We start from the raw sequence: 12,076 nt of genomic DNA, 5'->3' as shown, positions 1-12,076 counted from the left end.
CCGCTGGATAGTTGATAAACCGGTACAACGGTTGACGCTGATTGATTGATAAAGAGCATGTTATCAACAATACTGGCCCAATAGCTGTATCGCGTATTACAAAACAGTTAGACATATTTGAGACGATAGTCATCCAGCCTCGTCCGATGTTGTTTCCAAGAGCAGTAGCGAATACGGAGGCCGGTAAGGAAAAAGCATGAAGGTACGCAAGCTTGCGGTTGCCCTGGCTCTGGTGGGAGGGCTTGGCTCTGGACTCGCACAGGCCCTGGGCCTGGGAGAAATTGAGCTTCAGTCCTATCTGAACGAGCCCCTCAATGCGGAGATTGCTCTTCGCAAAAGTAAAGGAGTACAGCCTGGGGAAGTGTTTGTCGGTCTGGCGTCAGAGGCAGACTATCGCCGCGTGGGCATCAGTCGTGACTATTTTCTGAGCAAGCTCAAGTTTGACGTCGGGACGACCTCAAGCGGCAATCTGGTCGTGAACGTAACCTCCCGAGAGGCTCTTCGCGAGCCTTATCTTAATTTTCTGCTGGAAGTGACCTGGCCGAGCGGGCGGTTAATGCGCGAGTACGCCGTGCTGGTTGATCCGCCGGTGTACGCCGAAGAATCCGGCGTGCGTGAATCCATACAGGCGCCGCAGGCGTCGTCGCCTGCAGCTACCGCCAGCAGCCCGAATCGTACTCAGGCCAGCGGTCGGTCACCGCGCCCTGCAGTCGGTTCCGGCGCGGCGCCCCGCACCTACGGCGCAACGAACCAGAGTGATACCTTGTGGGGTATCGCATTGGCGGTGCGTCCCGACAACAGTGTCAGCCCCCAACAAGTCATGCTGGCTCTGCAGGACCTGAACCCCGATGCCTTCATCGGGGGCAATATCAATCGCCTGAAGCGGGGCGAAGTGCTGCGTATTCCGGATATGGAACAGATCCAGCAGCGGTCACGGGCCGAGGCCAACCGTCAGGTAACCGCTCAGAATCAGGCGTTGCAAACACCAACCCAGGAAGTGGATGCCACCGCCCGCACAGCCGCAGAGGTGACACCGGCCACAACTACTGCCGGGCAGGGTGCAGTTGACGGTGGCAGCGAGCTCAAACTGCTCGTCGCGGAAGACGTGTCCGAGAGCGGTGCGTCTGATAGCGGGTCCGCCGGGGGCGATGGCCAGCTGGGCGGTGGTGCTGATGTCGGTACCGCGGTCGCCCTGGAAGAACTGGAAAGTGCCCGCCGTGAGAACGCGGAACTCTCGGAGCGCCTGACGGACCTTCAGGATCAGGTGGCCACCTTACAGCGGCTGCTGGAACTGAAAAACAATCAGCTGGCCGATTTGCAGGGGCTGAGTGCGCAGGAAGCAGCGCCGGAAACCAGCGGCGAACCTCTGGGCGGCGCGGATGCGCCGGCAGACGCCGGTGGTGCCGGTCTTGAGGCCCCGGTGGAAACAGCGCCCGCCATTGCAGATGGGGAGGTAACCGCCACCGACGCCGAGGGTGCGGGCCCGGCAACGGATGGCGCGGGTGTCGACACAGGCACCCCCGTTGTAACCGCTGAGAGTGGGGTCGAAGCCGAGCCGCTGGCCGACACGGTCGCTACCCCGGGACCCGGCCAGCCGGTAACCGAAGACCCGTCCGGGCAAACTGCGGTTGGTGGCCAGGAGGGGGTGGCGGCAGCGACCCCTGACAGCGCTGAGCAGCCAGCCGCGACCGCCTCCGCGCCTCAGGCAGAAATCGAACCCGACAAAGGTCTGGTCGAGAGCATCATCCACGGTATTACCACCAACCCGTTGTACCAGTTGGTGCTTGGCGGCAGCCTGGTGCTTCTGTTGTTGCTGCTGTTGTTGCTGGCGCGGCGTAATAAGCGCCGTGAACAGGAGTTTTTCGAGCAGTTGGAAGCCGAATCAGCCGCGGATCCGGACCACATGGCCGTTGCAGGCTTCGACTTGACCCTTGATGACGAAGAGGCAGAAAGCGTTGCAGGGGCGGCGGAGGCCAGCGATCCGATCGTGGAAGCCGATGCCCTCATCGCCAATGGGCGTCAGGACCAGGCCATGCAGGTGTTGGAAGCCGCTATTTCCAAAGAACCAAGCCGCACCGATTTGCGGGTTAAACTGCTGGGCGTGTACGCGGAGACTCAGGATCGCAGTGCGTTTGACAAGCAGTTTGGTGAGTTGGAAGCTCTGGGCAATGCAGAGGCTGTGGCCGAGGCGCAAGTGCTGCATCAGCGTCTTGCCGATACCGAGGCGGTGCCCAGCATCGATGAGCTAGAGTCGCAACTGATGTCCGGTGCGGAGACCTCAGCTGAAATCGACCCGGTGCGCAGCGAAGGCTTTGCGTCGGTGGATCTGGAAGAGGGGGCACCGGAACCATTGAATCTGGAGGCTGATGCGGCGGAGGAAGACACGGTCGACCAGCCCATCGAGTATGATCTGTCGGGCATCAGTGAGGCCCAAAAGGCAGACGAGGCCCCAACGGCAGACAGCCAGGATGACGACCTGAGTCTGGATTTCGGCGATCTGGATATCTCCTTTGAGAGCGCCGAGGCCGAATCTCCCAGCTTGACCGAGGCGGATTTCGCCACCCTCGATCAGGACGGCGACAGTGCGGCGACCGACTCCCCTCAGAGTCTGGTGGAGCAATTTGAAGAAACCGGGCGTGATGAGTTGGGGGTCTTCGGGAGTTCCGACGAGCCGTCTCTCGAGCCCCTGGCCGACGATATATTGGACGAGTCGTTTCTGGATGAGCTCGATGCCGAGCTGGAAAAAGCCACCAGCGGCAGCCCGAGCGACACGGAGTCACCGATTGACCTGGACCTGGCTGAACTGGACGACCTTGAGCCGAATGTCACCGATGAGGATCTCGCATTTCTCGAAGAGGTGGCCGATGCGGACGTTCCGTCGTTGGAGCAGGAACTGGATCTGGATGAATTGCTGGAAGAAATTACCTTGGTGGAAGACGAGCTGCAGACCGCCGCAGCCGACCCTGCCCGAGACACGGCAGCGCCTTCCATCTCCGCAGCCGATCTGAGTGACGAGGAGGATTTCGACTTCCTGGACGGCACCGATGAGGCCGCCACCAAGCTTGATCTGGCGCGGGCCTACGTGGAAATGGGGGATGCGGACGGTGCCCGGGGCATTCTGGAAGAAGTCACCCTGGAAGGCAGTGACGAGCAGCAGGCCGAAGCGCAGGAACTTCTTAACAAATTGTCCTGATCCGTTATAATCTGGCTTGTTTCCTGTAAACGCCGGCCTTCGGGGTTGATCCCGGAGGGCCGGCGTTTTCGTTTGTGTCCGCTGATCTTCGGAAAACCTCTTGTTTATAAATCCTCCTCAATTAACCACGGACAATGCCATAGGCCAGGGACGTGTGGTGCTGGCGCTGGAATACGATGGAGACGCCTACCACGGTTGGCAGTTCCAGAAATCCGGTGTCCCCACCATAGAGCAGGCCTTGCAGAAGGCGGTGGCGAAAGTAGCCGACCATCCGGTTGACCTGGTGTGCGCAGGGCGAACCGATGCGGGGGTGCACGCCTCCTGCCAGATTGTGCATTTTGAAACCACCGCGGTGCGCAGTCTCCGGTCCTGGGTGATGGGCATAAACACGGCCTTGCCCGGTAATATTGCCGTGCACTGGGCGGGTAACGCGGCTCCGGATTTTCACGCCCGGTTTTCAGCCATCTACCGACGGTACCGCTATCTGATTATGAACAACCCGGTGCGCCCGGGTATTTTGCGTAATCAGGTGAGCTGGGTGTACCGTACCCTGGACGCCGAGGCCATGAACCGGGCAGCCCAGGCCCTGGTCGGCGAACACGACTTCTCTTCGTTTCGCGCGGCGGGCTGTCAGTCCCGCAGCCCACAACGGTTTATGGAGCGCATTGAGGTCACCCGCCACGGCGATTATGTGGTGGTGGATGTGCAAGCCAATGCATTCTTGCATCATATGGTGCGCAATATTGCCGGAGCGTTAATCGCGGTGGGCAGTTACGAGCGCCCGGAACGCTGGATTCGTGAGATACTGGAAGCCCGGAACCGCAAAATAGCGGGGGTGACCGCGCCGCCGTTTGGTTTGTATCTGGTGGATGTGGGGTATCCCGACGCCTGCGGCATACCCAAGATCATGTGCGGCCCTGACTTTGCCCGCCCCTGGTTTGCCAGCGAGGCGAATCTGCCCCGGCCAATGTCGCAAGTGTATAAGCGGAGTGATCGCCAGACATGAAAACCCGTATAAAGATATGTGGCATTACCCGGGTAGAGGACGCGCTGGCGGCCGCACACGCCGGGGCCGACGCCCTCGGACTGGTGTTTTACGAGCAAAGCCCCAGGGCCGTCGACATCGCAACCGCCCAGGAAATTGTGGCGCGGGTGCCGGCGTTTGTAAGCGTTGTGGGTTTGTTTGTTAATCCGGACGACGCCCGTGTGCGCGAGGTCGTTACCCGCGTTCGCCTCGACTTGCTGCAGTTCCATGGTGACGAAAGTCCCGAGTTTTGTGATCGGTTTGCCATCCGCTGGATCAAGGCCGTCAGGGTGCAGTCGCGCCATGACATAGAGGACGCAATGGCGCGATATGCTGACGCCGCAGGGTTGCTCGTTGACGCCTATGACCCGCACCTGTATGGCGGCACCGGCAAGGAGTTTGACTGGACATTGATACCCCGTCAGCGGCCGCTTCCGCTGATATTGGCCGGGGGGCTCCAACCTGCTAACGTAGCCCGGGCGGTCGCCCGGGTGAAACCTTGGGCAGTGGACGTCAGTGGCGGCGTTGAGGTCGCGAAAGGGTTAAAGGACAGGCTTAAAATCACTGAATTTATTAACGAGGTTCATCGTGTCGACCAAACTGACTGAAGATATGTTGAAGGCGATGCCGGATAGTCGTGGGCATTTTGGCGCTTACGGCGGCCGCTTTGTATCAGAAACCCTCATGGGAACCATGCTGGAGCTGGAGCAGCAGTACCTCAAGCTCAAGGCCGATCCCGACTTTCAGGCTCAGTTCGACTACGATCTGGCCCATTACGTAGGACGTCCCAGCCCCCTCTATTTTGCTGAGCGCCTCAGCCGTGAAACCGGCGGTGCGCAAATCTGGCTGAAGCGTGAAGATCTGAACCACACCGGCGCCCATAAAGTGAACAACACCATCGGGCAGGCATTGCTGGCCAGTTTCCTCGGCAAGAAACGCATCATTGCGGAAACCGGTGCCGGCCAGCATGGTGTGGCCACCGCCACCGTATGTGCCCGGTTGGGGCTTGAGTGCCATATCTACATGGGCGCGGACGACATCAAGCGGCAAACCCTGAACGTCTATCGCATGAAACTTCTGGGTGCGACGGTGCACTCGGTCGAAAGTGGCAGCCGGACACTGAAGGATGCGATGAACGAAGCCATGCGTGACTGGGTTACCAACGTCGACGACACCTTCTACATCATTGGCACCGTCGCCGGGCCCCACCCTTATCCGATGCTGGTGCGTGATTTCCAGGCGGTGATCGGGCGGGAAGCACGGGCGCAGAGTCTGGAGCAGGCGGGCAAGCTGCCGGACGCGCTGGTAGCCTGTGTGGGCGGTGGCTCCAACGCGATCGGCCTGTTTCACCCGTTTCTCACCGACGAGTCGGTGGCGATGTACGGCGTAGAAGCCGGGGGCCACGGGATCGACACCGGTGAACACGCGGCGCCTTTGGCTGCCGGTCGTCCGGGGGTGCTCCATGGCAACCGGACCTATTTGATGTCGGATGAAAGTGGCCAGATATCGGCCACCCATTCGGTCAGTGCCGGGCTGGATTATCCGGGGGTCGGGCCGGAGCACAGCTGGTTGAAGGACCTCGGTCGGGTTCACTATGTGTCGGTCACCGATGACGAAGCGCTCGCTGGTTTCCGCACTCTGACCAGCGTGGAAGGCATCATGCCGGCGCTGGAGTCCGCCCATGCGGTTGCCTACGGGGTAAAACTGGCCGCGGGTATGGATGCAGAGCAAATGGTGGTTGTTAACGTTTCCGGACGTGGCGATAAAGACATTCACACCATTGCACAGCTTGATGGAATCGAGATTTAAGAGGCAGCCATGAGTCGTATTGAAGGTGTATTAACCGCTCTGAAACAACAGGGCAAAAAAGCGCTTATTCCGTTTATCACCGCGGGCGACCCGCACCCTGACCAAACCGTTGACATCATGCACACGTTGGTCGACGCCGGCTGTGACATCATCGAACTGGGTATTCCTTTTTCCGATCCAATGGCCGACGGCCCGGTGATCCAGTTGGCCAGTGAGCGCGCGCTCGAGCACGGCACGACACTCAAGCGGGTGATCGAAATGGTCAAGACCTTCCGGGAGAGCAATTCCACCACTCCGGTGGTTTTTATGAGCTATCTTAACCCCATAGAGACGATGGGCTTTGAGGCGTTCGCGGATGCGGCAGCCGACGCCGGCCTGGACGGTGTGCTGATCGTTGACCTGCCACCGGAGGAAGCCGGGGATGTGTCGCCCTTGCTGGCCGCCCGGCAACTGGATTCCATATTCTTGCTGGCGCCAACCACTTCGGATGAGCGGATCCGTGCTATAAGCACCCACTCCTCGGGCTATGTGTACTACGTTTCCATCAAGGGTGTGACCGGGTCTGCATCGATTAATGTGGATGAAGTGGCGGACAAGGTCCGGCATATCCAGGAACTGACGGCCCTGCCGGTGGGGGTTGGCTTTGGCATCCGCGACGCCAAGACCGCCGCCGCTGTGGGGCAGGTATCCGATGGTGTAATTGTCGGCAGTGTTCTGGTCGATACAATAGCCAGAAATCAGACCCAACCGGATCAACTGAAAGCGGCGTTACAAGGCTTGCTTTCTCCAATGCGTGAAGCACTGGATGCCCTACCTGCAGAATGAGACAGGCCTTGCAGAGGCACCCGGTAGACATGCAGCAACGAACAGGAAGACATCATGAGTAACTGGCTGGACAAGATCATGCCGAGCATGATCCGCTCGGACTCCAAGCAGCGCAGCAACAGCGTGCCCGAAGGGGTGTGGAAGAAATGCCCCAAGTGCAGCGCGTTTCTATACAAACCTGAGCTGGACAAAAACCTGGATGTGTGCCCGAAGTGCAACCATCACATGCGCGTCACCGCGCGCCGGCGTCTGGATATTTTTCTGGATGAAGAGGGGCGTCAGGAACTCGCGGTTGATCTGGAGCCCTGGGATCGTCTGAAATTCCGCGACAGCAAACGCTACAAGGACCGGCTGACCCAGAACCAGAAAGCCACCGGTGAAAAAGATGCCCTGCTGGTCATGCGTGGCACCACCCTGGGTATCCCGTTGGTGGCGTGCGCGTTCGAATTCAACTTTCTGGGCGGCTCCATGGGGCAGGTCGTAGGAGAGAAGTTTGTGCAGGCGGCCAATGTCTGTCTGGAAGAGCGTATTCCGCTGGTGTGTTTCTCCGCCAGTGGCGGCGCACGTATGCAGGAAGCCATCCTGTCGCTGATGCAGATGTCCAAGACCGCTGCGGTTCTGGAGCGCATGAAACAGGAGGGCATTCCTTATATTTCGGTGCTCACCGATCCGGTGTTCGGTGGCGTGTCCGCGAGCCTCGCCATGCTGGGGGATCTCAACATTGCAGAGCCGAATGCCCTTATCGGTTTTGCCGGCCCCAGGGTCATCGAGCAGACCGTGCGGGAGAAGCTGCCGGAAGGTTTCCAGCGCAGTGAGTTTCTGCTGGAGCACGGCGCCATCGACATGATTCTGCATCGCCATCAGATGCGTGAGCGGGTGGCGCACGTGCTGGCCAAATTCACCGGACAGGAACGCCCGGGGACGGAAGCACCCATCGAATTTGAGATCACTGAAAAACCGGATGCCGACGTTGCCGAAGAATAATGCATCCGCGGCGCGCCCGCTTGCACCGGGCGCTGACGCCACCCTGGCTCAGTGGCTTGGCTACCTCGAATCCATACATCCCGCCGAAATTGACATGGGGCTGGAGCGGGTATTGACGGTTTACCGGCGTCTGTTCCGCCGCCGTCCCGAGGCCCGGGTCATTACCGTGGCGGGCACCAATGGCAAAGGCAGCACGGTGGGCGCGCTTGAGCAACTGCTCAGCCAGGCCGGGCGCTCCGTGGGCACTTACACCTCTCCCCATCTCGAGCGCTACAACGAGCGAGTGCGGATCGATGGCGCTGAGGTTTCAGACCGCTCTCTGGTGGCCGCCTTCAATGCAATCGAACAGGCTCGCGGTGAGACCACGCTGACCTATTTCGAGTTCGGCACACTGGCCGCGCTGGTGCTGATGGCTGAGGCCGGGGTGGACGACTGGATACTGGAGGTGGGGCTGGGCGGGCGCCTGGACGCGGTCAATATCGTGGACGCGGATCTTGCCATCATTACCTCCATTGATATTGATCACGTTTCCTATCTGGGTGATGACCGGGAGGTGATCGGCTTTGAAAAGGCGGGCATTCTGCGCAGGGGCAAACCTGCCGTTTATGCCGATCTGGAACCGCCCGCCTCGGTGCTGCAGCAGGCGTCTGCCCAGAGTATCCCGCTGCTCCGCCCGGGAAAGGGTTATGAGTTGACCCCCACCGGGAGGGGAGGGCTTGCCATCGCTTGTCCCTCCCTCGGGCGGGCTGTCACGCTGCCGCAGTGTCATCTGCCGGAAAAGAGTATGGCGGCGGCCGTGATTGCAGCGGTCCTGCTGGAGCCGGAGCTGAGCGATGATGCGGTGGTCGCCGCTATCGGTCGGGTGCGTTTGCCCGGACGCTTCGAGAAGCTCCGTGCCGATCCGGCACTGTATGTGGATGTGGGCCACAACCCGCACGCGGCCGGTTGGTTGGCAGGCAAGCTGACCCAGGTCCGGGGTCGGGGACAGATCCGGGCTGTGTACGCGTGCCTGGAAGACAAGGATACCGCCGGCGTGGTGCGTGCGCTGTCCGGTGTGGTCGATCACTGGCATCTGGCCGGTCTGGCGGTCAGTCGTGGCCTCGGCGTTGCCGAGCTTGCGGAGCGGGTGAAACCCGAACTGGCGGACGCCGGTTCGTCTGTGCAGTGTCACAGCTGCGTCAGCGAGGCTCTGGGCGAGGCCATCGCCAAAGCAGCCCCCGACGATCTGATCATCGCGTTCGGTTCCTTTTTTACCGTGGAGGACGCCCGGCGCTGGGTCAGGCACCCTGTGGAAACTTAATAATCGGACATGGGCGGCGACTTGTTTTGAGTTCTCGGTGACAGGCAGTTAGTATTTATCCCGTTCGTATCGTCCTGCGGGTCAAATGATTGGTAGACAGAAGGGGCTGAAAAGCGTGGATGGGCTCAAGCAACGAATAATTGGTGCACTGGTACTGATCTCCCTGGTGGTCATCTTTGTGCCCATGCTGTTTGATGAGCCTCATTCCGAGCGCACCTCGCGCGCCATCACCCTGCCGGAAGAGCCACCGTTTCCCGAAGTCCATGTGCCGCAACCCAAACCCGCAGACATACCGTCTTACCGGCTGGAAGAACCTGCCGATACCGCAGCGCCGCCCGCGCGGCAAGCTCCGCCGAGCGAACCTCTGCCGGAGCTGGCGGAGCCCGCAATAACCCAGCCCGCACCGCCAGAAGCGCGGGAGCCAGAGCCGCCGGTTGCCAGCACGCCGGAGCCCAGGCCGGAGCCCAGGCCGGAACCCGCGGCCAGGGTGCCCGCGGAAACCGCCAGTGCTGACTTCACCCGGTCCCTCAAGGGGGCATGGGTCATCCAGTTGGGCAGCTTTGGCAATGCGGAGAACGCCCGCCGGTTGCGCGACCGGGTGCGGGAGAAAGGCTACCACTCCCACCTGCAGGAAGTGCCCCGGGGTGACTCCTCCCTGACGCGTGTGTTTTCGGGACCATTCGCCGACAAAAGCGAAGCAGAACGGGCCAAAAAAGCCCTTGATGCCGCCTTTGGGCTGAATAGTCTTGTAACCTCGAACGACTAGTGATTAACCCTTCGATGTGACGCCAATTCCTGTTAGAATTCGCGTTTCTGCTTCCTGGTTGAGTTGCCCATGAACGCGTTGATCTGGATAGACTGGGTCATAATTGCCCTGATTGCCGTATCGACACTGATCAGTCTTAAGCGCGGTTTTGTCAAAGAGGCGCTCTCTCTTGTTACCTGGGTTGGTGCGTTTATCATCGCCCGGACTTTTCACCCCCAAATGCAGACTTTGCTTGAAAGCACCGTGGAAACGCCGCTGGTCCGGCTGATCTCCGCATTTGCGATTTTATTTTTCGGCGCGCTGATGGTGGGCGCTATTATTAATAATATGGTAGGACACCTGGTGCGCGCGACCGGCCTGACAGCCACGGATCGTGTGCTGGGCATGGGATTTGGCCTGCTGCGCGGGTTGGTGGTGGTGATCGTGGCGATCGCATTCATTCGCTATACCCCCCTGGCACAGGACACCTGGTGGCGAACCTCCATTATGATTGACCGGCTTGCCGTGGTGGAAAGCTGGTCCAGACGTACCCTGGGTGACGATTTTGTCCGGTTTCTCGAGCCCGCTGAGAATCACCCTGTTAATGGTGTGGAACGAGCGGCCACACCCCACTAACATTCAGACCTAACGCTTCGGAGAACACCCAGCCCATGTGTGGAATTGTCGGTATTGTCAGTACCTCTAACGTAAACCAGACGCTCTATGACGCGCTGACCGTCTTGCAGCACCGGGGCCAGGATGCGGCCGGTATCGTAACGTTTCAGGACGACAAGTTTTTTCTACGCAAAGACAATGGCCTGGTACGGGATGTGTTCCGCACCCGTCATATGCGCCGGCTGGTGGGCAATGTGGGTATAGGTCACGTGCGTTACCCCACGGCGGGCAGCTCCAGCTCGGCGGAAGCACAGCCGTTCTATGTCAACAGCCCCTACGGCATTACGCTGGCCCATAATGGCAACCTGACCAACGCCGCCGACCTGAGTGAGGATTTGTTCCGCACCGACCTTCGCCACATCAACACCACCTCCGATTCCGAAGTGTTATTGAATGTGTTTGCCCATGAACTGCAAAAGCTGGGCAAACTCAAGCCGACCAAGGATGATATCTTCGCAGCGGTCAGCGCTGTCCACCGGCGGTGTCGCGGTGCCTACGCCGCCATTGCCATGGTCACCGGCTACGGCATTGTCGGTTTCCGGGACCCCAACGGCATTCGTCCCGCCTGCTACGGGGTGCGTGAAAGCGAACAGGGGCGCGAGTACATGATCGCCTCTGAAAGCGTGGCGTTGAACGCGGCCGGGTTTACCCTGGTGCGGGACATCCAGCCCGGCGAAGCGGTGTACATTGAAACGGACGGTACGCTGTACACCCAGCAGTGCGCGGAAACCTCCCGGCTGATTCCGTGCATTTTCGAGCATGTGTATTTTGCCCGCCCGGATTCCATTATGGACAAGGTGTCGGTATACAAGGCGCGTCTGCGCATGGGTGAAACTCTGGCGGACAAGTTGTTGCGGGAACGCCCCGACCACGATATCGATGTGGTCATCCCGATTCCCGACACCAGCCGAACCTCTGCCATGCAACTGGCGTATCGGTTGGGGGTCAAGTTTCGCGAAGGCTTCATTAAAAACCGTTACATCGGCCGCACCTTCATCATGCCCGGCCAGACCATGCGCAAAAAGTCCGTGCGCCAGAAACTGAACCCCATTGATCTGGAGTTCCGCGGCAAGAATGTCATGCTGGTGGACGATTCCATTGTGCGTGGTACTACCTGCAAAGAGATCGTGGAAATGGCCCGGGATGCCGGAGCGGCCAATGTGTATTTTGCCTCCGCCGCGCCTCCGGTGCGTTACCCGAATGTGTATGGCATTGACATGCCCTCCGCCAACGAACTCATTGCCCATAACCGCAGCGTCGAGGAAATCCGTCAGCTGATCGGCGCTGACTGGTTGATTTATCAGGATCTGCCGGACCTGATAACCTGCGTCAGTGACGTAAACCCGGACATCGACGATTGGGAGTGCTCGGTATTCAATGGTCAGTACGTCACGGGCGACATTGACGCCCGGTACCTGACCGAGCTGGAAGCATTGCGAAACGACGAACAACGCTCCCAGGCCGCGGGCCAAAGCAAAGACAATGGCATCATTGATCTGCACAACGACGAAGATTGAATTA

The 12,076-nt window shown here is 59.8% G+C and carries 10 protein-coding genes; all 10 read left to right on the top strand.

Annotation, left to right across the window (positions count from 1 at the left end):
- Nucleotides 1-196: 196 nt before the first annotated feature.
- The 10 genes from BG841_RS15555 (at nucleotide 197) to purF (ending at nucleotide 12,072) form a co-directional block, all read left to right on the top strand.
- Nucleotides 197-3,193, top strand: a complete 2,997-nt coding sequence (locus tag BG841_RS15555) for a FimV/HubP family polar landmark protein (protein ID WP_070058483.1) — start codon at nucleotides 197-199, stop codon at nucleotides 3,191-3,193.
- Between the two features lie 100 nt (nucleotides 3,194-3,293).
- On the top strand, nucleotides 3,294-4,199 hold the full coding sequence (gene truA, locus BG841_RS15550; RefSeq protein ID WP_070058482.1) for a tRNA pseudouridine(38-40) synthase TruA: 906 nt from the start codon (nucleotides 3,294-3,296) through the stop codon (nucleotides 4,197-4,199).
- A complete protein-coding gene (locus BG841_RS15545; protein WP_070058481.1) occupies nucleotides 4,196-4,825 on the top strand; it encodes a phosphoribosylanthranilate isomerase in 630 nt (209 codons plus the stop codon). Before truA ends, BG841_RS15545 begins: the two co-directional genes overlap by 4 nt.
- Complete coding sequence (trpB, locus tag BG841_RS15540; RefSeq protein WP_198929237.1) at nucleotides 4,818-6,026, top strand: tryptophan synthase subunit beta; 1,209 nt, start codon at nucleotides 4,818-4,820, stop codon at nucleotides 6,024-6,026. The genes BG841_RS15545 and trpB overlap by 8 nt, the downstream gene beginning before the upstream one ends.
- A 9-nt stretch (nucleotides 6,027-6,035) precedes the next feature.
- Nucleotides 6,036-6,851, top strand: a complete 816-nt coding sequence (gene trpA, locus BG841_RS15535; RefSeq protein WP_070058479.1) for a tryptophan synthase subunit alpha — start codon at nucleotides 6,036-6,038, stop codon at nucleotides 6,849-6,851.
- 54 nt (nucleotides 6,852-6,905) lie between these two features.
- Nucleotides 6,906-7,835: an acetyl-CoA carboxylase, carboxyltransferase subunit beta gene (accD, locus tag BG841_RS15530; RefSeq protein WP_070058478.1), complete on the top strand. Its 930-nt coding sequence runs from the start codon at nucleotides 6,906-6,908 to the stop codon at nucleotides 7,833-7,835.
- The gene (gene folC, locus BG841_RS15525) at nucleotides 7,813-9,135 is read left to right on the top strand and encodes a bifunctional tetrahydrofolate synthase/dihydrofolate synthase (protein ID WP_070058477.1); all 1,323 of its coding nucleotides are present in this window, start codon (nucleotides 7,813-7,815) and stop codon (nucleotides 9,133-9,135) included. The genes accD and folC overlap by 23 nt, the downstream gene beginning before the upstream one ends.
- Before the next feature lie 115 nt (nucleotides 9,136-9,250).
- Entirely contained in the window at nucleotides 9,251-9,901 is a 651-nt protein-coding gene (locus BG841_RS15520; protein ID WP_070058476.1) for an SPOR domain-containing protein, read from the top strand.
- A 69-nt stretch (nucleotides 9,902-9,970) separates the two neighbouring features.
- Nucleotides 9,971-10,516 carry a CvpA family protein gene (locus tag BG841_RS15515; RefSeq protein ID WP_070058475.1) on the top strand — a complete coding sequence of 182 codons (546 nt, stop codon included), beginning with the start codon at nucleotides 9,971-9,973 and terminating at the stop codon, nucleotides 10,514-10,516.
- 35 nt (nucleotides 10,517-10,551) lie between these two features.
- Nucleotides 10,552-12,072, top strand: coding sequence for an amidophosphoribosyltransferase (gene purF, locus BG841_RS15510; RefSeq protein ID WP_070058474.1), 1,521 nt, complete (start codon nucleotides 10,552-10,554; stop codon nucleotides 12,070-12,072).
- Nucleotides 12,073-12,076 lie beyond the last annotated feature (4 nt).

Source organism: Marinobacter sp. X15-166B, from assembly GCF_001752365.1.
In the GTDB taxonomy this organism is placed as follows: domain Bacteria; phylum Pseudomonadota; class Gammaproteobacteria; order Pseudomonadales; family Oleiphilaceae; genus Marinobacter.
The sequence above is the reverse complement of the archived record's forward strand: the minus strand, read 5'-3'. Positions and strand labels throughout refer to the sequence as shown.